The organism is Cellulomonas sp. ICMP 17802 (assembly GCF_041295535.1).
In the GTDB taxonomy this organism is placed as follows: domain Bacteria; phylum Actinomycetota; class Actinomycetes; order Actinomycetales; family Cellulomonadaceae; genus Cellulomonas.
In genome coordinates this window covers 1-22,463 of the sequence record NZ_JBGFQZ010000038.1, presented here as the reverse complement: position 1 = coordinate 22,463, position 22,463 = coordinate 1, and the positions used below count along the sequence as shown (strand labels likewise).

Sequence of the window (22,463 nt, the reverse complement as noted above, 5' to 3'; positions counted from 1 at the left end):
TCAGCCGCTGACGACCACCCGCACCCGCGTGCCCGCCTCGAGCGGTGTCCCGGGAGGCGGGTCCATGGACAGGATCCGGCCCTTGGGCACGCCGGCGACCACCTGGGTCTCCAGGTCGAGCGTGTCGAGGTCCACGCCGACGTCGGCGAGCGCCTTGCGCCAGGCCACGCGACCGAGCCCGACGACCTCGGGCAGCAGCACCCGCTCGTCGGGCGCCTTCTGCATGAGCCAGAACCACTGCTCGTACCGGCCGCCGGCGATGGCGTCGTCCGTGGGCAGCACGAGCTCGGTCCGGTTGCCGTCCATGACGGCGACCGCGTGCCCGTTGATCGGGACGCCGCGCTCGTCGCCCGCGGCCTGGATCGCCCACGAGTCGACGACGAGGCGGCCCTCGACGGGGTTGTCCCAGCCGGCCCGCAGCAGCACGTCCCACAGCTCGGCCGTGAGCCACTCCGCCGTGTGGTCCGAGGGCCGCCAGATGAGGAGGTTCTCCTTGGGGTCGAGGCTCCCGGCGAGCTCGACGGTCCGGGTGCCCACCGGGGTCTGGCTCCAGACGTCGCCGTCGCCGGGCCACGGCCAGGGCAGCGCGAGCGTGAGGTGCACGACCGGCTTCCCGGCGACCGACCGCGGGTTCACCGGGCCGTCGAGGACGATCTCGAAGCCGCGGGCGAGCACGGACCCGCTGATCCTGCTGTCGTTGCGGAACTGGCGCCGGCCGGAGAGCAGCAGGTCGGTGATGTGCAGGCCTCGAGTCCCCCTGCCGAGGTCGAGGGTCGACGTCACGTGCGCGTGCGGTTCGTCGGACTCCTCGAGCCGCACGTCGAGCAGTGCCGAGCGGCCGTCCGCGAACTGCGGCTGCCACCAGAACTCCGCGATCCCGTCGCCCCCGGTGACCGCGGTGGCCTCGGTGTCGCCGCCGAGCGTCGCGGGCGCCGGGCCACCGCCCGTCGCCACGGCCACGGCCCCGTCGGCGCCGCCCGCGGTGCCGGCGGTGACCTTCGCGCCCTCGACGGGCCCGCACGGGCTGGTCACGGCGACCCGGACGGGGCGCGCCAGCACGTCCCCCTGGGTGTCGACCTCCTGGCCGTCGCCGCCGAGCAGGAGCAGCGACCGGGTGGTGCTGAGCTGGGCGAGCGCGTCGGCGACCGTCCGCACCTCCGCGAAGCCCGCGCACCTCGGGTCGTCCCACGCCACCTGCCGGGCGACGCTCAGCCGCGCCGTTGCGACCACCTCGACGTCGACCGGGACATCCACCGTCGGCTGGGCGGCGTCCAGCCGGGTCAGGGTCAGGGTCTGGGTGGTGCTGCCGGCCGGGTCGAGCCGCCAGAAGAACGAGGCGACGCCGTCGGACCCGGTCACCGCGGTCACGATCGCGCTCGCGGCGACGTCGATCGGCTCGGCGTCGTCCACCGCGCCGGCCTCGGTCGCTCCCGAGCGCGCGATGCCCTTGACGCGGGCGCCCACCACGGGGACGCCGCCGTTGCGGACCACGACCCGGACCGGCTCCGGCAACGGGTCGCCGGGCATCGCCTCCTGACCGTCACCGCCCACCAGGTCGATGGTCACCAGGCTCGTGAGCGGCGGGAACAACGACCGGCAGTCGGACTGCACGACCCAGCCGGCCGCGTCGCGCAGCAGGGTCGCCAGCGGAGCGACGTGGTGCGGGACGCCGGCGGGCGGGACCATCAGTGCGGTCCCGGACCCGTCGGTCGGCCACTCGATGGTGCCGGTGCGGGCGGTCAGCCCGTACGCGAGGCGCACCGTGCGCGCGGGGACCTGCCAGTAGTCGCCGGTCCGCAGCGGTGCGCCAGCGGCGCCGAACGTCACCGAGATGCCGCCTTCGAGCAGCGTCTTCGTCGTCCGGACGGGCAGGGGGCCGCCCTCCCAGCGGCGGGCGACCGGGTGGGCGCCCAGCTGCGCGAACGTCGGGCCGGGCAGGATCGCCCAGGTGACCGGCAGCGTGAGACCCTCCGCGGACGTGCCGCTCACCAGCGGCGCTCCCGCCGTCGCCAGGAAGCCCGGCTCGCCGCGCAGCACCCTGTCCTCGCTCGTCACCTCGACCAGGCTCTGGTCGTGGAACGACAGCTCCTCGTCGCGGCCGTCGCGGTCGAGCACCAGCTCGGTCGTGCCGCCGGTGCTCGCGCCGAACGACCGGATGCCCGCGACGACGCTGCCGTTCTCGCGGGACCAGAGGAACGTCGCCGAGCCGTCCGCGGCCACCGTGTGCACCTGGACGCGGTAGAGCTGGTTCTCGAGCAGCTGGTACCCGCCCGAGGTCGTGATCCGGCAGGGGTCGTCCGAGTCGACGGGCTCCTCGAGCCGGGCGGCCATCGTGCGGTGCGTGGCGGTCGCCCCGGAGAGGCGGACGATGTCGGCGCAGCCGTCCCCCTTGTCCACCAGCGGGAGCCAGCGCACCTGCCACACGGTCTGCGAGCGCGTGCTCGTGTCCGGTCCGCCGAGGGCCGGCTCGAGCAGCGTGAGGTCCTCGTCGGGCGTCACGTGGTGCTGCCAGACGTCCAGGAACAGCCCCACGCGTCCGCCGACGGCCACGTCCGAGCCCGGTTCGGGCAGCCCGCCCGGCAGGTGCGGCTGGTCGGTGAGCCGCCAGCCCGGACCGGTCGTCGGAGCCGGGCTCTCGGCGAGCACGCCGTCGGCGTAGTAGCGCCCGGGCGTCACGAGCAGCTGGGCCCAGGGCACGGGACCGGTCGGCGTCGCGCCGGACGCGTCGACCACGGCGAACGGCCCGGGTCCACCGTCGAGCGGGAGCGGGCCGCCCGCCGGCCCGACCACGTCGACGGTCCGGGTCTCGTCGTGGTGCGCGGTGATCGCCGCCTGCTCGTTGACCTCGGAGTCGAGCAGCACGCGGCCCTGCTGCAGGAGCACGGACCGGTACCCGCGTCGCGCCTCGAAGGTCGACCGCGAGAAGTCTCCCTGCATGGTCCTCAGCTCCTGCCCACAGCGATGGGTGCGGCGATCCCGATCTCCAGACCGACGGGGACGTACGAGGCGAGCACGCGGCGGGCCGCGCGACGGCGCGCGGGCCGGTGCAGGCGGTGGTGGACGCCCATCTCGGACTCGTCCTCGCCGCCCTCGGCGATCGACTCCGCGCACGTGCGCGCGAGGGCGAGGAAGTGCGGCGAGCCGGCGTCCGTCGCGACGTAGGAGGGCCTCTCGGGGGTGGCGTCGCCCTCGGCCGGCACGCACCGGAAGCGCCGCGGCACCCGCGACGAGGGCGTCACGTACGAGTACCGCACGCAGCCGACCTGCCGGTCGGCGACCGTCGCGACGCCGTCGAGGATCGCGCTCGTGGCCGACAGGGTGCGCACGGCGACGGTGCCGCGGACGGTGCTCGAGTCGAGCACCAGGTCGGCCTCGGGCGCGACGACCGCCGCCCCGACCGTGCCGCCGCCATCCCGGTGCCACGTGGCGCTGCCGAGCACGGCCCCGCCGACCACCTCGACGTCCCCGACCGTGCTGCCCAGGTCGACCGGCCCGCACCAGCTGCGGACCGCGCGGACGTGGATGCCGGCGTTGCTCGCGCCCGGGCCCCCGTCGACCACGCGCACGGACCCGGCCACGGTGCACCGGCCGAGCGACAACGACCCGAGGTCGCCGGCGGCCACGACGACGTCCCCGTCGACCACGAGGCCGTCGAGCACCACGCTGCTGCCGGGGGCGCCGACCACGGTGAGCGACCCGAGCACGGTCGGCTGTACCCCGCGCGGGTCGTACACCCCGGGCTGCGCGGGCAGCGTGAGGCCGCCGGACAGCCGGGTGGGCGGCCACGTGGCGCCGACGACCACGAGCCGGGTCCCGGCGGCGACGTGCACCGTGAGGTTCCCGGCGTGGAAGCCGTTGTCGGGCAGCGACACGACGTAGGTCGACCGGGCGGCCGTCGGCTGGGCCCACGCGGTCTCGAGGTCGGAGAGTGCGGCGCCCAGGCCGGCCGCCGGGGTGACGAACGTGCCGCCGGGGACCTCGCGCTGGTCGGCGACGATCGACCGGTCGGTCGTCCCGTCGCCCACGTACGGGTCGGCGTCCAGGAGGTCGCGGTGCGACAGCGAGCGGTCGTCGGTCCCGGCCCCCACGTCCGCGGTGCTGCCCAGCGCCACGGAGAACTCGATCGACCCGGGGTCGTCCGGCACGCCGTCGAGGTAGGGGCGCAGCCGCCCGTGGACCGGGTCGACCATCACCTGCCAGCCCGTCACGGGCGCCAGGTCCTCGAGCCGGCAGACCCGGATCCGCTCGGGCAGCAGGTCGGTGGCGCCGATGCGGACCCGCAGGTCGGGCACGCCCGGCGACCCGTCGCGGCGGGCCGCCAGCAGCCGGGCCAGGAGCCGGCGGGGACGCAGGGGCACCGGCAGGTCGCTCTCGACCGCGAGGTGCTCGACCGAGGACTCGGCGGTGGGCGTGGAGTACAGCGGCGTGTCGATGCCGAGGGGGTGCACGGTCCACCCGTCGGCCGGGTGGGTGGGCTTGCGCGCGCGGCCGTGGGCGAGCTGCTGCACGCGGTCGGGGAACAGGTAGATCCCCACGTTGCGGATGCCGTGCCGGCCGCGGTGCTCGCGGATGTGCCGGACGTCGACCGTGTGGGCCAGGGGGTCCAGCGCGCCCTGCGCCAGCCGGGTGCCCACCAGGTCGAGCGGGCCGCCGTCGTCGGGTCCGGTGCGCAGGCCCGCGGTCGCGGGCCGGTCGAGACGGACGTGGTTGACGTGCGTGGTCGTGGCGAGCAGCCGGTAGCACTCCACGGCGCGGGCCGGCCAGCCCGACGCGGCGCGAGCGACGTCCTCGAGCACCGCGACCGTGCCCTTGCGCCGGCGGTAGCCGACCGTGTTGGCGACCAGGGCGCGGCGGCTCACGTCGGCCCCGGAGTCGCGCAGGTCGGGCGGCAGCTCGGTGACCCCGACCAGGTCGGCGATGTACGGCACCACCCACTCGGGGCAGGTCTCGACGAACCACGACGCGTAGAGCTGCTCGACGTCGGCCTCGACGAGGTCGAGCTGACGGCCCACCGCGTCGAGCAGGTCGGCGAGCAGGCCGCCGGCCTCGGCGTCCCGCTGCAGGACGTGCGGCGGCAGCAGCTCGCGCAGGCGGGCGACGGCGGCGGGTGCGGGGGTGGTCACGGCGTCATCACCCCGATCACCACGGCTCCGGGGGCGAACGCGAGCAGCTCGGCCGGCAGGACCGACGTCCCGTCGATGCGCCCGGGCTGCGCGGCGAGGACGTCGGGCGGCGGCGCCTGGTCGGGCGGGACGGTGGCGACCGCGGGTGGGTCCGGCACCGACGGGATCGCGAGCAGCCGCGGCATCGTGCACGCCAGCACGCCCGGGACCGTGCGCACCGCGAGCAGCGCGTCGGCGCGCGACACCGCCGACGCCAGCTCGCGGCTGCCCGGCCCGAACGTCGACCCGAGAGCGAGCAGCACGGCGGCCTCCACGTCGGCACGGCGGTACGCCGGGTCGTGCGCGACCTCGACCCGGACCCCGAACCAGCGCGGGAGGCCGACGACCACGTCGAACGGGCTGCCCTCCTCGCGCTGGAGCGAGAGGCGGAGCACGAGGTCGTCGACGAGCGTCCCGCCGGGCACCAGGCCGCCCGCCGCGAGCACGGACACCAGCACGCGCTCGCGCCGCCCGTCCCACACGAGGTCCGCGCGCGCGGGGCCGATGCCGGGGAACGCCCGCGCGGCATCCTCGTGGTCCCGCACGGACACCACGCGGTCGAGCGTGCGGATGCGCTGCGGGGCGTTGGTCCGCGCGGTCTCGAGCGTCTCCTCGGCGGCCCAGTCGTGCGACGGCACGGGGTTGGTGACGGCGCGCACGCCGACCGGGCGCCGGGGGAGCAGGGACACCTGGTCGGCGCGGACCCCGCCGTCCGCCCCGGTGCCCACGCGGTAGTTAGCGACCACGTTCTCCTGGCCCGTCGGCAGCCGGGTGCCGTGCACGCCGTCGCCGAAGACGACCCGCACCGCGCCGCCCTCGTCACGCAGGACCGTGTACGCCCGGTCGCGCGGGCCCGTCTGCCCCAGGTCGTCGACCGCCTCCCAGGCCACGCCGTCCACCCGGACCTCCAGCGCGGGCACCGCGCCGTCCGACGCCACGACGTCGCGCAGGTAGGTCAACGGTGCCCGTCGCAGGGCGAACGACGGGAACGTCGCGCGCCCGTCGCCGCTGCCCAGCACCTGGTGGTGCTGCGTCTCGCCGTGGGTCGCGGGCACGACGTTGGCCAGCACGTGCAGGCCGGTGCGCTCGAGGTCCACGGACGCGGAGAGCTCGACGACCACCGACTCGGTCCCGGCGACAGCGGGGTGCAGCACGGTCGCGACGACCACCGCGGGCGACCCGGCGCGCGTGCCGGTGACCAGGACGCGCCGGCCGGCCGGGAGCAGCGGCGCGTGCGGCTCGAGCTCGACCGTCGTGCTGTCGACCGGGCCCACGGCGGGACGCCGGCCGGCGTCGAGCCGCGCGGCGGGAAGGAACACGGTCGCCTGCGGGCGCGTGAACTGGGTGAGGCTGTCCGCGGCGTCCACGGCGACGCGCGTGATCGGTCCCGGCACGGCGTACCGCGTCGCGCCGTCGTTCTTCACGCGCACCACCCGGTAGGCCTCGACGTACCCGGGCTGGGCGAGGACCGTCCAGGAGCCCGGCACCACCCCGGGGTGCTCGCCCGCGAGCTCGAACGCGGACGTGTCCTGCGGCGCCGGGACGTCGTAGTCCTTCCAGTGCATGAGGTCGCCCGCGCCCTCGGCCCCGCCCGGCGCCTGCCCGTCCACCGCGAGCAGCCGGGGGTCCGGCGCGTTGTGCCCGTACAGGTGCGCCTGGTCGCGCAGCAGGTGGACCTCGACGCCCGCGACCGCCACGAGCTCGCGGTCGCGGTGGTAGCCGATCGGCCGGTCGAGGTCGAGCCGCCACCAGCCCGCGTGCCCGTCGGGGGTCGACTCGACACGGACCACCACCCGGAAGTCCCACCGCTCGGCGTCCCCGCCCGCGTGGTCGGTCGGGTGCGCCCTGCACTCGTCACCGACGACGAGCACGTGGTCGCCCGCCCGCGGCACCACCGGGCCCACCCGCACCCAGATCTGCTCGGTGCCGTACGGCAGCTGCTGCGCGACCGTGAGCGAGCCGGGGATCGCGTTCCAGGCGGCGCGTGCCTCGAGCTCCGCCGAGGTCTCGAAGGTCTGCGGCAGCTGGCCCGCGCCGGGCACGGACTGCACCGGCGTGCCGGCCTCGACGACCACGGGGTCCGGGGCTCCGGGTGCCGTCTCGACGCTGAACGCGAGGTCCACCTCGGCCGCGGTGCCGGGCCGCAGCTCGTAGCCCAGCTCACGCGCGAGCTCGCGCAGCCACCGGTGCTCGGTGGCCGTGCGCAGGTACCCCTCGGTGGCGATCCGCTCGTTGTAGAAGCAGACGGTGTCCGCGACGACCGCCCACGCGTCGAGCAGCGCGACGGCGGGGTCGTCGGTCCCCGCCCGGGCGACCGCGCGGACCACAGGGTCGTGGCCGTCGCCGGACAGCGTGTCCCGCAGCGACCGGAGCGCGGTGGGATGGGTCAGCAGCCGGCGGTCGAGCCGGGGCTGGCCGGGCGGGTTGACCACCGACGGCTGCGGGTCCGCGGTCACGATCCACCTCGCAGCCGCAGGTCGACGCGTCCGTTCTCCGGGTTGCTCGCGTCGGTGTCGCAGCGCAGCACCTCACGGCGTCCGACCCTGACCCGTCCCTGCGCCAGGTTGGCGGCCGTGGCCGCCGGCCCGTCGGACAGCCGCCCGAACACGGTGACCTCGACCCACGCGACGCCGGTCACCGACATGGCCGTGGCGACGACGTCGCTCAGGTACAGCGGCTGCCCGAACGTGAACCGGTCGGGGTCGAAGAACCCGGGGCTGCCGTCGGGGCGGCGGTGCGCCGAGAACACGTCGGCGAGCCCCCGCTGCACGTCGGCGCCCACGTACCCGTCCTGCACGCACCCCTCGATGCGCACCAGCAGGGGCACGTAGACGGGCCGGCGCACCTCGACGTCGAGGCCCGCCATGCGGCGCACCTCGAGCACGTCGGAGACCTGCACGGGCAGCGCGGCGTCACGGGCCCGGGCGAGCTCGGGGTCGACCATGACCTCCTCGGCGTACCACGAGCCGGTCCACCGGCGGCGGGCGACGGCGCGCTGCACGCCCGGGACGCCCCCGGCCACGACCGCGTAGTCGTCGTCGGTCACCGCCCGCAGCTGGCGGCGGTAGGCCGTGGGGGCGAGCCGCCGCACCTGCTCGACCGGCTCGGCCGCCCGACCCCCGGTCGCCGCCAGCGGGTTCCACACGTCGAGGTGGGCGCCCCCCGTCGCGGCGGCCGAGCCGTCGGTGCGCGCCAGCAGCCCGTCCAGCCGGCCGGCGCCGACGTTGCCGGACCCGCCGCCGCCCAGCCGGTAGGTGGCCCACAGCGGAGCGTCCGCCGGATCGCGACCGGCGACGCCGTCCCCGAACCGCAACCGCGCGACGCCGTCGTCGTCGGGCTCCACGACCACGTGGGCGTCGAGCGGGCCGCTGGCCAGCAGGTCCGCCCGCGCGTCATAGGTCCGCTCGCCGTCGTCCACCCAGACCTGGGCCGCCGCCCGGGAGGCGTCGGGCGACGCCAGGGCGACGGCGCCCGCGTCCGGGCGCGCCGGTCCCACCGGTTCGGCCCAGACCACGCCGGTCCGCGCCAGCCGGGGGCGGTAGTCGCGGCCCGGAGCCCACGCCGGGAGGGCGACCACCGGCTCGCGCGGCACCGTCGCCCCCTGGTCGGCCAGCACGACGTTCGCCATCGCGGCGGCCCGCGGCACCGGCGCCCCGCCCGGTCCCTCGCCCGAGACCCGCAGCGGCCGCGCGAGGGCGTCCTGCGCGTCCCAGTGGATCTCCAGCACGAGGTGGTCCGGCCCGAGGTAGGGGTCGTGGTGCACCACGGGGTCGGCGTCGAGCCGGACCGCGAAGCGGCGTCCGGGGTCGCCCAGGCGCAGCCGGTCCAGCAGGGTCGCGGGCGGGTGCGGGTCGGTCGGGGGGATCACCGGGTCGTCCACCAGCACGAGCACGTCGCCCGCGTGCAGGTGCGGGTCCTGCGTCGCCGGCGCGAGCAGGTAGGCCGACGTCGACCCCGCCGGCAGCACGTGGTCGGTGTCGCCCCACGCGTACAGCGGGACGGCGTTGCGTGCCGGGACCAGGTGCGCCGGCGCGGCGGTCTCCACCACGACCCCGCCGGCGTCGTACGCCTCGACCGCGCGCCACCCGGCCTCGGGCACGACGTCGGTCACGGGCGCCCCGGCGGGGACGTCGGTCGGCGCGTCGGTGGTGAAGGCGAGCCAGACGCGCGCGGCGCAGCCCTCGTGCACGGCGTAGTCGAGCAGTCGTGCGTGGCGTCGCACCGAGGTGCGCCGGCGCGCGGTGCCGAGGTACGCCTCGAGCGCGACGGCGTCCTGCCAGTACCCGAGCCGGTCGCCCACCGCCGCGAAGAGCTCGACCAGCATGACGGCCGGGTCGGCGGGGTTGCGGTCGTCCCACCCCGGCACCAGGGTGGCCACCCGGTCGAGCAGGCGGGTCCGCAGCGCGTCGAAGTCGCGTGCCAGGTAGTCGAGGACGGGGGAGGGGCCGTCCGGCGGAGGTAGGGCGGCGGGCCCGCAGCAGTCGACGTCGTTCGGGCAGTCGACCGTGAAGGAGAACTCGGCCGACGCCATCGGGGGGTCGAACCCGGCGGGTGTGCCGTCGTCGGTGGGTCGCAGCAGGTGCAGCGTGTAGGTGGACCAGTCGCCGCTCGTCGTCGTGCGCACCACGAGGACGCTGCGGCGGACGGCGGCCGACGCGGGCAGCGCGCGCTCGACCAGGTCGTGGTCGCCTTGCGTGAGCGGTCCGGGGTCGCCCGGCGTCCACGCGGTGACGACGGAGGCGGGGAAGGCCCACTGCACGCCGACCGGGTTGACGCGCGGGTCGTCGCGCACGCCCCCGTCGACCCGCGGGCGCACGCCGGCCCAGAAGCTCGCGTCCGCCACGTCCGACACCAGGTGCACCAGGAGCGTGCGCTGCGACGGGGCGCCGGGGATCCAGTCGGGCAGGCCGCGGTGGTTGCTGAGCACCTCGACGAAGTCGACCGCGGTGAGGCTGTCGCCACCGGGCACGGTCGTGGACCCCACCACGGTGGCCCGGCGGGACTCGCGGTCGATCGCGGCGCCGAACGCCGAGGGCTCGACGCTCACGGCGCACCGCCCGAGCTGACCTCGAGGACCCGGCGGGGGTCGGTGTCGGGCGAGCGCAGCGGCCGGTACGCCACGAGCACGCGCAGCGTGGAGTCCTCGGCGGAGACCTCGACCTGCTCGACGTGGATCAGGTCGCCCAGCAGCCGCTGCAGGGCCCCGTGCACGAGTCCCTGCGTCGCCCGCGCGACCTCGTCGTCGATCGGCGCGAACACCATCGCGCCCACGCCGCTGCCGAAGTCCGGCCGGTTCACGCGCTCACCGGGCCGGGTGAAGAGGACCTGCTCGACCAGCCCCCGCAGGTAGGCCTCGTCGTCGACCAGCGCGGTGCCCCCGTGCACGTCGAGCCGCTGCGGGAAGCCGACGTGGGGCGACGGGCGCGTGGTCACGTCGCCCTCACCCGCACCTGGGTGACCACGACGTTCGTCGGCACGCCCGTGGGCACGCACGTCGCGGACCCGGTCGACAGCACGAGCGGCTGGCCCATCGAGGTCACCCGCACGGTGCCCACGCTCCACGTCGCGGTGGCGCACGGGCCGCCCGAGTTCGGCGGGAACGGGCAGCCGGCGACGGTCCACGGCGGGGGCTGGCCGACCGCCGGCGAGCCCGACAGCTTCACGCGCGGCGACGGCACGGTGGGCTGGGCCTGGCCCCCGTGCGAGCACAGCACCGTGGCGCCCTGCTGGACGAGGTTGCCGGCCATCAGACCACCTCCAGCGCGCCGTCGTTCACGGAGACGGAGGCCATGCCGACCACGATCTTCGAGGCGGCCATGCTGATCTCGACGCCGCTGGAGCTCATCGCCAGCTTGAGCGGCGTGGTCACCGCAGGAGGCCCCACCTCGATGGTGAGACCCCCCGCACCGGGCAGGTCGTTGATCGTGATGGACACGGAGTCGGTCTTGATGATCGTCGTGGTGGGCAGCCCGTCGCCCGGCACCTCGCCCGTGGTCCAGAACCCGCCGGCCAGGATGGGGTAGTCGGGGTCGCCGCCCTCGAACTCCACCCAGACGTGCGCGCCCATCTTGGGCACGGCGAAGATGCCGACCCCGTTGCCCGACAGGGGCGCGCACGGCATCGCCCAGGCCATGCGCTCGCTGCCGAAGACCGCCGGGACCGAGACCTGCACGCGCCCGGTCCGGTAGGGGTCGATGTTGTTGACCACCTCGCCGCGGTACTTGCCGAAGAACGTCATACGAGCACCGCCGGGACGGTCGAGCCGTAGCCCTCGCGGGAGATGGTGAACTTCTGCTGGTAGCCGCCGGGCCCGATGTCGTGCTCGACCTTGCGCACGTACCAGAGCCCGTCGTGCGACCAGCCGGCGCCGCGCAGGCCGACCAGGCCGCGCGGCCGCAGGATGGCGCCGTAGCGCGCGGCGTCGACGACCCCCTCGCCGGTGACCGCGTTGTCGTCGGACCGGTCGACCGCCGCCTGCGTACGGGCCATCGCCGTGGTGGTGCCGGCGCCGCTGGCCCGGACCGTCTCGGTGCGGGTGGCGGCGCCGTTGAGCAGCCGCAGCGGCAGCGCGGCCAGGGGGAGCCGCAGGGGCAGGACCGAGCGGACGGTCGTCGAGGTGCCGGTCCGCGGGTCCTGCACGCTGCCCGTGGCCGTCACGGGAGCCGTGGAGTCGGCCCGGAACGTGGGCGGGGTGGACACGTTGGTGTCGGCGCCCAGGTCCACGGACAGCGCGGGCTGCGGGATCCCCGCCCGCACGGGCGGACCCCAGTAGAACGTGCTCATCGCGGGAGCCGGGCCGGGGATCGTGTAGGCGACGTAGCCGTGCCGCTCGGCCAGCATGGTGACGAATCGCAGGTCGGTCTCCTGCTGGGTGGTCGCCCCGTCGATGGGCAGGCGGGCGTCGAGGTCGAGGGGCGGGACGACGAGCGGCAGCACGCCCTGCGCGGCGTACGGGGCCAGCACGGCCAGGACCGTGAGGTAGTCCGTCGGGGTCACGTGCTGCCGGTCGACCGCGCTGCGGTCGAGCAGCACCGAGATGTCGTCGCCCGTGACGGTGAGCGTGGCGGCGCCGGGACCGTCGCCCGGCGTGAGCCGGATGTCGCTGACGATGCCGTCCATCAGCACGGCCGGCCAGGCGCCGAACCAGACCGTCACGTTCACGCGCAGGCCGGGGGCGACGGCGCCGCCGGCCACCAGCGGGACGTCGAGCGCGGCGAGGGGTCCGGAGCGGCCCGCGTCGAAGACGAGCGTGAAGGCCGACCGCTCGGTGTCCGTCTCGGTCACCCTCACGCTGCGCAGGCGCGACATCACCGGCTCGGGCAGCGGCACCGGGATGGTCGGGCCGGCCAGCACCGTCATGCGGACCCCGAGCGCGGTCACGGCGTCACGTCCCCGGGGCGGGCACGACGAGCACGCTGCCCTCGGCGTCCGGCGACACGAGCCGGTCCGGGTCGAGCGCGGTGTTGGCGTCGCACACCCGCCAGAACGCGGCCACGTCCCCGAGGTAGGTCGCCGACACGAGGTCGAGCCGGTCGTCCCGCGCGACGCGGTGCCACGCGATCGGCGCCATCCGCGCGGGGTCGCCCGGCACCCGCGTGAGCAGGTACGCCACCTCGCGCGTGCCCCCGGCGCCGTCGGGGACCTCGACCCGGCCCTGCGGCAGGCCGTCGTAGCGGCTCCGGCTGAACACCGCGTCATCCCACCGCGAGGCCGCTGGCGGTCGCCGCGGTCGTCATCGGGACGCTCACCCGGCCGGCCTGCGTCGCGAGGGCCTCCTTGACCACCTGGTGCGCGAGGAAGAGCGCGTGGCCGGGGTCGGAGACGGGCAGGTCGTTGTACGACAGCACCTGCAGCGACAGGTCGACCGACGCCCGCAGGGGCGACAGGGACGGGCTGAACGCCTGCTCGCTGATGGTCAGCCCGTCGAGCCGCACGGGGACCGCCCCGCCCGGCCCCCACACCAGCAGCGTGAGCGGCCCCTCCGCGGGGAGGATCTCGATGGTGCCCAGCTGCAGCAGCGCGGCGTTCATGACGACGAGGGACGACGGCGGGTAGAGCAGGAGCTCGAGCGCCGCCAGCTGCGGGGCGATCCCGGACCGCGCCGCCACGGGGTCGACCACCTCGAGCTGGTCGGTCGCGTCGAGCTCGACGCTCATCGTGATGGTCTCCACCGGTGCGCCCCACACCCGGTGCGCGTCGGCCGGCCCCACGTGCTGCTCGGACGGGGCGGCCCGCGGCTTCAGGCTGCGCGACACGGCGTCGGGGTTGTACTGGAACACGACGGCCTGGGCGAGCGACCCCGTGGCGGGCACCGTCACCAGGGCACCGCGCAGGGTGCGGGGGCTTCCCGCGAAACCGCTCATGGGCCGACCCTGCGGATCCGCCGTCACCCGCGTGTCACGCGGGCGTCACCGCCGCGCGGGCACCGCCAGCGCGCGGGCGTGCGGCGGCTCCGCGCCGACCAGCTGCAGGGTCTCGGGGGAGACGTCCACGCCCACCTCGCGGCGCAGCGTGCTGCGGCACGATGCCAGCGCGCGCCGCGCCTCGACCACGTTGCCCTCGGCCAGGTGGACGCGGATCACCGCACGGTGCGCGCTCTCCCGCAGGGGGTCGATGCGCACGGCGGCGAGCGCCGCCTCGACGGCCAGCCCGTACTCCCCGGACGCGCAGAACCGCGCGGCCACGGCCTCGAGCACGTGCAGCCGTAGCTGCCTCAGGCGCTCGCGCTCGGCCACGAGCCACTCGTCCTCCCAGTCGGGCAGCAGCTCGTTCTCGCCCACGAGGTCGTCGACGGACAGCCCGGTCGCCCCGAGCGAGACCTCCGCGGCCTCCATGAGGTGCAGCGACTCGGCCACGAACCTGCGGGTGTCGACGTCCACGTGCGCGCCGAGGTCCACCATCCCGCCGTGGCAGACCACCAGCTGGTCGGCCGCCTGGTTGGTGCGCCAGATGCCGGTGCGCAGGCTGGCGAGCGCGCGTTGCTCGGGGGTCTCCGGCCAGAGCGTCCCCGCCAGACGGCTCCGGCTCATCGCGCCGCGCAGCGCCAGCAGGGCGACCATCCGCTGCGGCGCCGTGGGCAGGTCCGCGGACCCGTCGTCCACCTGCAGCCGGAAGCCGCCGAGCAGCAGGACGCGCAGCGCGTCGCGCCGGCGCCGTGGCCAGCGCTCGCTGCCCGTCCCGCCAGGCTCGTCGGCACCCCCCGCGTGCCGCGCCGAGCCCTGCCCGCTCATGTGGTCTGCACGCTCATGTGGCCTGCCCCCTTGCCACGATCCACGGAGAAGCGTCGTGCGGATCAAACCCCCGTAGACTATCCCAAAGGCCGCAAAGCCGACGAGGAGCGAGGACGCCTCAGGCGCTCGGTTCGGCGTCGAGCGCGAAGGCCGACTCGATCATGGCGCTCAAGGTCTCGGTGAACCGCGCCGCGGGCGCCCCGTCGATGACGGCGTGGTCGAAGCTCGGCGTCAGCGGGAGCAGGGTCCTGACCACGACGGCCCCGTCGCGCACCACCGGCCGCTCCGCCACGCGGCCCACCGTGACGATGAGGGTCAACGGCGCCAGCGGCACCGCCCACCCCCAGCTGGTGGTGAACATGCCGATCGAGGTCACGCCGACGGCGGGTCCGAACGAGGCCGCGACGCGCGGACGGGTGCCGGCGATCCTGATCCCGGTCCGCCGCAGGGGCCCCGGCAGGCGGAGCAGTGCGGCCGTCACGCCGGTCGGGCGGGGCAGCTGGGCGGGCCCGAGCTTGGCGCGGTGCAGCGCGTCGGAGATCTCGCCGCACGAGCGCCGGTCGGCGTCGCGGATCACCGCGACGTCGAGCACGGCGCGGCCGCGCCACTGCCGCTCGACGGTGGCGCCCACGTCCACGCGGTCGAACGTGAGGATCGTGCCGCCCGCCTTGCGCGCGTTGACCTCGGGGTGCAACGCGACGGCCCGGGCGACGCTGGCGACCACGAACCCGGTCCAGGAGACGCGCCGCTCCGCCGCGGCGAGGCGCGCCAGGGGCTCGGTGACGTCCAGCTCCACCAGTGCGTGCACGCCGAACCGCCGGCTCGCGCCGGCCAGCCGGTCGAGCACCGGACGGCGCTCGCGCGGCACCGGGTGCACCGCGTAGCCCGGCGACGATCCCGCGCTCAGCGGAGGCCGTGCCACAGCGCCCGCTCCCAGGGCCGGGGGTCGTCGACGACCTCCGAGGTCGTGCCGAACCGCATGGTGGCCCGGCGGCGGAGGTCGTACGGAGCCCAGCCCGGGTCGCCGTCGCGGGCGAAGGAGACCCAGGCGCCGTGCACGAGTCGCGCGAGGTCCTGTGGAGGGTGGTCGCCGAGCATCGGGCCGAAGAGCGGCGCGTCCGGCGTGGCGGTGTCGAAGACGAAGGGCACCTCGATGGCGTGCACGGCGCCGAGCCCGGGCGCGGGCCAGGCGAACTCGTACATGTAGGTGCGTCCGGTCCCGGGGGCTGCCGCGCGGGCGTCGGCGAGCCGGAGGGCCGGGATCCGCATCCACCAGTCGGTCTGCACGGCGGCGAGCAGGTCGCCGGGGCACGCCCGGGGGTACCGGGCCCGGTAGGCCTCGAGCGCGGCGGCCGGTGTGAGGCCGTAGGCCGCGAGCGACTGGTACCCGTACGTGCGGACCGGCCCGGTGAGCATCTCGTCGGTGATCGCCCCGAGCGCGCCGCTGACCAGCAGCCAGAGCCGCCAGTCGTCGGTGTTCGTGCCGACGACGACGTCCACGTCCCTGCCCGAGCCGGCGGCGATCCGCTCGACCGGGGGACCGGGCAGCACGTGGCCGTCGACCACGGGCTGCCACGGCATGGAGGTGGTCACCACGGCCTGCCCCCACCGCTCGGGGTCCGGGTCCCGGAGCAGGTCGAGCTTCAGCCGGGCCTGCGCCGCGAGCAGGCGGTCGACGCCCACGGCCGCGATGGCCTCCCGGGCGGGCGCCACGCCCAGCAGGTCGGCCAGGTACCCGGAGACGCGCCGGGCGTCGCCGGCCGACGTCACGTGGTGGGCCGCGCCGCTCTGCAGGACGGCACGCCGGAACAGTCCCTCGGCCGCCGGCAGGGCCAGCAGCGTGCCGATGCTCATGGCTCCCGCGGACTCGCCGAAGACGGTGACGTTGCCCGGGTCCCCGCCGAACGCCGCGATGTTCTCCTGCACCCAACCCAGCGCCGCGACCTGGTCCAGCAGGCCGACGTTCGCGATCCCGTCTCCGAGGTAGAGGAAGCCCTCGGCGCCGGGTCGCCAGGTGATCACGACGCACACGACGCCGTCGCGCGCGAAGTGCGACCCGTCGTAGGCCGCGGTCGAGCTCAGCTCGAACATGCCGCCCTGGATCCACACCATGACGGGCAGCCCGGTCGCCGACGGGTCGGGGGTCCAGAGGTTGAGGTTGAGGCACTCGTCGGAGCGCGCCCCGTGCTCGACCGCGGCGAACGCCCCCGCGACGTCGCGCCAGTCCTCGTCGGCGCCCTCGCGCGGGCCGGCCGTGTCCGGCGGAGCCACCTGCGGGGGTTCCGGGCCCAGCGCCGTCGCGTCGCGGACGCCGGTCCAGGGCCGGACCGGCTGCGGGGGTCGCAGCCGGTTCGCGCCCACCGGCGGCGCGGCGTACGGGACCCCCAGGAACGCGTGCACGCCGTCGACGACGCTGCCCCGCAGGACGCCGTTCACGGTCGTGACCGTTGCACCCATGTCGACCACGGTGCTGCGGTCGCGGGGTCCGCCGTAGAGGCGAAGGTCCCGCGGGGTCCGTCCGCAGGCTGACCCACGGTCCGCTCGTCGGCGGACGCGCCGTCGCCCGTCGGCAGCCCACGCTGGTGCGGTGACCGATCCGCCCCCTCCCGCCGTCCGCCGCGCGGCCACCGTGGCGTTCGTCCTGTACCTGGTCGCGCTCGCCGGCGCGGCGTTCTTCCCGCTGCCGTTCGGGCAGGTGCAGCGCGGCACCGGTCCGTCCTACGACCTCGTGCTGCGGCGGCCCGACCTGCTGGGCGGGTGGGAGGCGCAGCGCAACGTGCTCATGACCGTGCCGTTCGGCGTCCTGCTGCCGCTGGTCGTGCGCTGGCGGTACGAGGCCCTGGTGCTGGCGTGCGTCGGCGTGCCGCTCGTGATCGAGACCGGGCAGCTGCTCGTGTCGACGGCGGTGGGCTGGTCGTGGCGCGCGTTCGACGTCAACGACGTGCTGCTCAACACGGTCGGCGGGCTGCTCGGGCTGGCCCTCACGGGTGCCGTGCTCGCCGTCGTGCGCCGGCCGTCGCTCCCGCCCGCGCGCAGGCTCGTGCCGGGGTTGCTGGCCGCGGCGCTGGTCGGGTGGGCGGTCGTCGCGACCGTGACCACCTCGCCCGCCCGTCCCGCCGTGTACGCGTGCGACGAGCCGCCCGCCGGCGCGGTCACCTCGCTGCCCGGCGGGGCCAGCGCGTACGCGGGCCGCGACGGCTCCATCTGCTTGGAGGCCGGCGGCGGCACCGCGTCGCTGCCGTCCGACGCCGGCCCGGGTCCCGCCCTCACCTACGAGCAGCCCGACGGCACGTGGGAGGCCGGAACCGCGCAGCCCGGTGACGTGCTGACGGCGGGCGTCGGCGAGCCGGTCGTCGAGCTCCACGCGGTCGAGGGCTCCGACGTGCTCGTGTGGGCGGCGCGTCGCTAGCCGACCGTGCGCTCAGGCCTCGGGGATCTCGCGGCCGAAGGCCTCGAGCGTGATGACCGAGGGGTCGGGGCCGCCGCGGCGGCCGGTGTCGAGCGCATCGATCGCGGCGAGCTGGTCGGACGTCAGCTCGAAGTCGGTGACCGCGAAGTTCTCCGCGATGCGCGCGGGGGTGACCGACTTGGGGATCGCCGAGCGACCCTGCTGCAGGTGCCAGCGCAGCATCACCTGCGCCGGCGTCCGGTCGTGGGCGGCGGCGATCGCACCGATCGTCGGGTCCTGGAGCGTCGAGGTGTGCCCGGCCTCGCGGTAGAACGTGATGCCCCCGATCGGCGACCACGCCTGGGACACGATCCCGTGCTCGGCGTCGGCCGCCAGCACCTCCGACTGACGGAAGTACGGGTGGACCTCGACCTGGTTCACCGCCGGGACCACGGTGCTCGCCGCCAGGAGGTCGGCCAGGTGGTCGGGCATGAAGTTCGAGACGCCGATCGCGCGGACCCGCCCGTCGGCCAGGAGGCGCTCCAGGGCCCGGTACGCGTCTATCGTCAGGTCGAACCGGCTGGGCAGCGCCTGGTGCAGGATCAGCAGGTCGATCACGTCCACCCCGAGCTTGCCGGCGGACTTGTCGAACGCGTGCAGCGTGCTGTCGTAGCCGTAGTCGGTGATCCAGACCTTCGTCTCGACGAACACGTCCTCGCGCGGCACGCCTGACTCCGCGAGCGCCCGCCCGACCTCGCGCTCGTTGCCGTACGCCGCGGCGGTGTCGATGTGCCGGTAGCCGACCTCGAGGGCCGAGCGCACCGCCGCGACCGTCTCGTCGGGCGGCGTCTGGAACACGCCGAACCCGAGGGCCGGCATCGTCACCGCGTTGTTCAGGGTGAGGGTGGGGATCGTCGTCATGCCGTCCACGGTAAGGACGTCGCGCGGGCGGTGGGAGGGTCCGTCGTTACCCCCGTCGCGCGGCCGGGGTAACGCCAGTACCTCCCGGCGGGGAACCGGGAACCGTACGGTCGACGTATGGACCTGAGAGCCGAGACCCGGGAGTTCCTCACCACCCGCCGCGGCCGCATCACCCCCCAGCGGGCCAACCTGGCCGCGTACGGCGGCAACCGCCGCGTGCCCGGCCTGCGTCGCGAGGAGGTCGCGATGCTCGCGGGCGTCAGCGTGGACTACTACACCCGCATGGAGCGCGGGAACCTGTCGGGGGTGTCCGAGGAGGTCCTGGAGTCGGTCGCGGAGGCGCTCCAGCTCGACGAGGCCGAGCGCGGTCACCTGTTCGACCTCGCCCGCGCGGCCAACGCGTCCGGCGCGGCCCGGTCCCGCGCCCGCCGCGCCCCGACGCCGGTGCTGCGACCCGCGGTGCAGCGCATCGTCGACTCCCTCGACGCGCCGGCATTCGTGCGCAACGGCCGGCTCGACGTCCTCGGGGCGAACCTGCTGGGCCGCGCCCTGTACGCGCCGCTCTACGACTCACCCACGCACGCGCCGGGGCAGCCGGTGAACACGGCGCGGTTCCAGTTCTTCGACCCCGAGGGCGCGCGGGCGTTCTGGGGTCAGAAGGCCGACCGCATGGCCCACGACGCCGTGGCGATCCTGCGCGCCGAGGCGGGGCGCAACCCCTACGACAGGCGGCTGACCGAGCTGGTCGGCGAGCTGTCCACGCGCAGCGAGGACTTCCGCCGGCTGTGGGCGTCCCACGACGTGCGGTACCACCGGTCCGGCACCAAGGTCTTCCACCACCCCGCGGTCGGCATGCTCGAGCTCGACTACGAGGCCCTCGTCCTGCCCGCCGACCCGGGCCTGCAGCTCAACGTCTACACGGCCGTCGCGGGGTCCTCGTCGGCCGACGGCCTCGCGCTCCTTGCGTCGTGGGCGGCCACCACCCTCGCCGACGGCCGGGCCGCGTCGGCGGCCGGCGCCACGAGCGAGACGAGCTGACGCGTCGACGTTCGACCCGTAGCACTGCGGGGACCGAGCGGTCCGTGACCACATCGTGATGTCGGCCCTCTGGACACCACTAGGTTTCGTTCTTAATCTAAGTCGTGAAGTAAGGAGGCTTCATGACGGTGGCGACGACACGCGACCTGCGGCAGCAGAACCGGACCAAGGTGCTGCGCACGCTAGTCCTGTCCGGGGAGACCACGCGGGCGACGCTCGCCGCCGACTGCGAGCTCTCGGCCGCGACCGTCACGAACGTGGTCAACGAGCTGATCGACGACGGCGTCGTCGAGGAGATCGGCTCCGTCCCGTCGGACGGCGGTCGTCCCATCGCGCGGCTGGCACTGCGGGCCGCCGGGGCGCACATGCTGGGCGCGGACGTCGGCGAGCGTGGTGTCGCCGTCGAGCTGTTCGACCTGTCGATGAACCGGCTCGACCGGGAGTTCCGGGAGGCCCCGGCATCGACGGCGGACCCCGCGCAGATCTCGACCGCCCTGGCAGATGCGGTGGCGGCCCTGCGGGAACGTCACCCGGACCTCGAGTCGACGCTGGTCGGTCTGGGTGTGGGCCTGCCGGGTGTCGTCGGGCCCGGGCACGGCAGCGCCGCGGTCCCGACCCTGTACGCGCAGAGCCTGGGCTGGGCGCCGACCAGCGTCGCCGACCTGGTCTCCGCGCCCGGCCTGGAGGTCTTCGCGGACAACGGCGCCAACGCGCTGGCCGTCGCCGAGCTCTGGTTCGGCGCCGCGCGCGGTGCGAGCGACGCGGTGGTCGGGCTGCTCGGCCGGGGCATCGGGCTCGGGGTCGTCTGCGACGGCCGTCTGGTGCGCGGAGCACTCGGGTCGGCGGGGGAGTGGGGCCACACCAAGCTGGGACTGGGCAACGGGCCCGTGTGCCGGTGCGGCGCCCGCGGCTGCCTCGAGGCCTACGTCGGCGCGCACGCGATCCTCGAGCGCTGGCGGGCGACCGGGGCGAGCGAGACCGGGGAGGGCTGGCGCGCGCTGAGCGCGCTCGTCGCGGCAGCCGACGCCGGCGACGCGGCCGCTGCTGCCGTGGTCGACGAGACGCTCGACGTGCTGGCCACGGCGCTGGCGAACCTCGTGAACCTGCTGAACCCGGAGCGCATCGTGCTCGGCGGGTGGGTCGGCCTGCGGCTCGTGCCGGCCCGCCGCGAGGAGCTGGCCGATCGCGTCCGGCGCCTGAGCCTGGATCGGCCCGGCAGCCAGTTCACCATCGAGCTGTGCCGGTTCGAGGGCGACTCGGTCGCGCTCGGGGCGGCGCTGATGCCGTTGCAGGCATTCATCGACCGGCCGCGGGTGCGCGAGCGCGCCGCGGTCCGGTGAGGCGGAACCGGGGCGATCGGCTAGGACAGCCCCGGTTCCTTGGAGTGAACCATCCCAATCAAGAGGAGACAGCTCGATGAGGAGACTACTCGGGACCACCACGGCTGCGCTGTCCGGCGCGGCGCTGGTGCTCACCATGGCCGCCTGCTCAGGTGGCGGATCGGCGGAGGCCGCCGCGACCGGCGGGTCGACCACCCTGAAGGTCTGGGTCATGGGCGACGCCGGGCCGGCGTTCACCGACCTGACGACGGACTTCACCAGCGACACGGGCATCAAGGTGCAGGTCGACGCCATCCCGTGGGAGAACGTCAACGACAAGCTCACCACCGCGGTCGCCTCCGGCAACGGGCCGGACGTCGTGCAGATCGGGCTGTCGCTGCTGCCGACGTTCGCCGACGCGGGCGTGCTGGCCGACCTCACCGACGTCCTCGCACAGCATCCTGCCCTGGACCCGGCGAACTTCCCGGACGCCGTCGCGCCCGAGAACCTGAGCACCGACGGCGTCCCGCTGTCCGTGCCCTGGGTGGCGGACACCCGCGTCCTGTTCTACCGCTCGGACATCCTGGCCGAGGCCGGCATCGACGCGCCGCCGACGACCTGGGACGAGATGCGTTCTGTGGCCAAGACGCTGGCCCAGCGCGGCGAGGGTCAGTACGGCTACTACATCCCGCTCTGGGACAACACGCTGCCCGTGCAGTACACGTGGCAGGCAGGCGGAGACGTCGTCGACGCCACGGGTGCCGTGGACTTCCAGTCGCCCGAGTTCGCCACGGCTGTCGACCACTGGCTCGGGTTCTTCGAGGACGGCTCGGCCCCGACCGCGTCGGACTGGGACCAGACGCAGGGCTTCGTCACGGGCGCCACGCCGATGGTCGTCTCCGGGCCCTACCTGGCCAAGGCCATCCAGGACGCCGCACCGGAGCTCGAGGGGAAGTGGGCAGTCACCACCCTCCCGGCGCAGGAGACGGGAACCTCGCTGTTCGCCGGGTCCAACCTCGGCATCTGGAAGACGAGCAAGCACGCCGACGAGGCCGCCCAGCTGCTGGACTTCCTGGCTCAGCCCAAGAACCAGGTCGCCTGGTACGACACGGTCGGTGAGCTGCCGACCAGCAGCGAGGCGCTCACGGAGCTGGCCGGTCGCGACGACGAGCACCTGGCGGTCTACGTCGAGCAGCTCAAAGCCGCCAAGACCGTCCCGATGGTCCCGGGCTGGGACCTGGTCGCCAACGAGATGGCCGGCGCGCTGACCGCGATCGCCACGACCGGCGCCGACAAGCAGTCCACCCTCGACGCCTTCTACGCCAAGGCCGAGCAGATCCAGTCGACCTACTAGCAGCTGCGGGGGGGGGGGGGGGGGGGGGGGGGGGGGGGGGGGGGGGGGGGC

Annotated in this window: 18 protein-coding genes; 4 read left to right on the top strand and 14 right to left on the bottom strand. The window is 75.4% G+C overall.

Going from position 1 to position 22,463, the window contains the following annotated elements; genetic code table 11:
• From AB5970_RS17750 to AB5970_RS17690, 13 genes are all read right to left on the bottom strand, one after another.
• A complete protein-coding gene (locus tag AB5970_RS17750) occupies positions 1–2,937 on the bottom strand; it encodes a DUF6519 domain-containing protein (protein WP_370505275.1) in 2,937 nt (978 codons plus the stop codon).
• 5 nt (positions 2,938–2,942) lie between these two features.
• Positions 2,943–5,123 (bottom strand): phage tail protein, encoded by a 2,181-nt coding sequence (locus tag AB5970_RS17745; protein WP_370505274.1) that lies wholly within the window; start codon positions 5,121–5,123, stop codon positions 2,943–2,945.
• Positions 5,120–7,618 carry a hypothetical protein gene (locus AB5970_RS17740; RefSeq protein WP_370505273.1) on the bottom strand — a complete coding sequence of 833 codons (2,499 nt, stop codon included), beginning with the start codon at positions 7,616–7,618 and terminating at the stop codon, positions 5,120–5,122. Before AB5970_RS17740 ends, AB5970_RS17745 begins: the two co-directional genes overlap by 4 nt.
• Positions 7,615–10,209, bottom strand: coding sequence for a hypothetical protein (locus tag AB5970_RS17735; RefSeq protein WP_370505272.1), 2,595 nt, complete (start codon positions 10,207–10,209; stop codon positions 7,615–7,617). The genes AB5970_RS17740 and AB5970_RS17735 overlap by 4 nt, the downstream gene beginning before the upstream one ends.
• Positions 10,206–10,595, bottom strand: a complete 390-nt coding sequence (locus AB5970_RS17730; protein WP_370505271.1) for a GPW/gp25 family protein — start codon at positions 10,593–10,595, stop codon at positions 10,206–10,208. Before AB5970_RS17730 ends, AB5970_RS17735 begins: the two co-directional genes overlap by 4 nt.
• Positions 10,592–10,909 carry a hypothetical protein gene (locus tag AB5970_RS17725; protein WP_370505270.1) on the bottom strand — a complete coding sequence of 106 codons (318 nt, stop codon included), beginning with the start codon at positions 10,907–10,909 and terminating at the stop codon, positions 10,592–10,594. Before AB5970_RS17725 ends, AB5970_RS17730 begins: the two co-directional genes overlap by 4 nt.
• A complete protein-coding gene (locus tag AB5970_RS17720; protein ID WP_370505269.1) occupies positions 10,909–11,400 on the bottom strand; it encodes a phage baseplate assembly protein V in 492 nt (163 codons plus the stop codon). Before AB5970_RS17720 ends, AB5970_RS17725 begins: the two co-directional genes overlap by 1 nt.
• The gene (locus AB5970_RS17715) at positions 11,397–12,542 is read right to left on the bottom strand and encodes a hypothetical protein (protein WP_370505268.1); all 1,146 of its coding nucleotides are present in this window, start codon (positions 12,540–12,542) and stop codon (positions 11,397–11,399) included. The genes AB5970_RS17720 and AB5970_RS17715 overlap by 4 nt, the downstream gene beginning before the upstream one ends.
• Before the next feature lie 4 nt (positions 12,543–12,546).
• Positions 12,547–12,852, bottom strand: a complete 306-nt coding sequence (locus tag AB5970_RS17710) for a hypothetical protein (protein WP_370505267.1) — start codon at positions 12,850–12,852, stop codon at positions 12,547–12,549.
• A 4-nt stretch (positions 12,853–12,856) separates the two neighbouring features.
• Positions 12,857–13,525 (bottom strand): hypothetical protein, encoded by a 669-nt coding sequence (locus AB5970_RS17705; RefSeq protein WP_370505266.1) that lies wholly within the window; start codon positions 13,523–13,525, stop codon positions 12,857–12,859.
• A gap of 45 nt (positions 13,526–13,570) precedes the next feature.
• Complete coding sequence (locus tag AB5970_RS17700; protein ID WP_370505265.1) at positions 13,571–14,392, bottom strand: AfsR/SARP family transcriptional regulator; 822 nt, start codon at positions 14,390–14,392, stop codon at positions 13,571–13,573.
• Positions 14,393–14,510: 118 nt separating this feature from the next.
• Positions 14,511–15,314 (bottom strand): 2-oxo acid dehydrogenase subunit E2, encoded by an 804-nt coding sequence (locus AB5970_RS17695; RefSeq protein WP_370505264.1) that lies wholly within the window; start codon positions 15,312–15,314, stop codon positions 14,511–14,513.
• Positions 15,296–16,849, bottom strand: a complete 1,554-nt coding sequence (locus AB5970_RS17690) for a carboxylesterase/lipase family protein (RefSeq protein WP_370505263.1) — start codon at positions 16,847–16,849, stop codon at positions 15,296–15,298. The genes AB5970_RS17695 and AB5970_RS17690 overlap by 19 nt, the downstream gene beginning before the upstream one ends.
• A gap of 130 nt (positions 16,850–16,979) precedes the next feature.
• Here AB5970_RS17690 and AB5970_RS17685 point away from each other — a divergent pair, with 130 nt between their 5' ends.
• Positions 16,980–17,801, top strand: a complete 822-nt coding sequence (locus AB5970_RS17685; RefSeq protein ID WP_370505262.1) for a VanZ family protein — start codon at positions 16,980–16,982, stop codon at positions 17,799–17,801.
• A gap of 12 nt (positions 17,802–17,813) precedes the next feature.
• Here AB5970_RS17685 and AB5970_RS17680 read toward each other — a convergent pair whose 3' ends face one another.
• On the bottom strand, positions 17,814–18,701 hold the full coding sequence (locus AB5970_RS17680; protein WP_370505261.1) for an aldo/keto reductase: 888 nt from the start codon (positions 18,699–18,701) through the stop codon (positions 17,814–17,816).
• Between the two features lie 117 nt (positions 18,702–18,818).
• Here AB5970_RS17680 and AB5970_RS17675 point away from each other — a divergent pair, with 117 nt between their 5' ends.
• The 3 genes from AB5970_RS17675 to AB5970_RS17665 all read left to right on the top strand — a co-directional run bounded on the left by AB5970_RS17675 (position 18,819) and on the right by AB5970_RS17665 (position 22,412).
• Positions 18,819–19,739 (top strand): helix-turn-helix transcriptional regulator, encoded by a 921-nt coding sequence (locus tag AB5970_RS17675; protein ID WP_370505260.1) that lies wholly within the window; start codon positions 18,819–18,821, stop codon positions 19,737–19,739.
• Positions 19,740–19,861: 122 nt separating this feature from the next.
• Complete coding sequence (locus AB5970_RS17670; RefSeq protein WP_370505259.1) at positions 19,862–21,079, top strand: ROK family transcriptional regulator; 1,218 nt, start codon at positions 19,862–19,864, stop codon at positions 21,077–21,079.
• A gap of 76 nt (positions 21,080–21,155) precedes the next feature.
• On the top strand, positions 21,156–22,412 hold the full coding sequence (locus AB5970_RS17665) for an extracellular solute-binding protein (protein WP_370505258.1): 1,257 nt from the start codon (positions 21,156–21,158) through the stop codon (positions 22,410–22,412).
• Positions 22,413–22,463 lie beyond the last annotated feature (51 nt).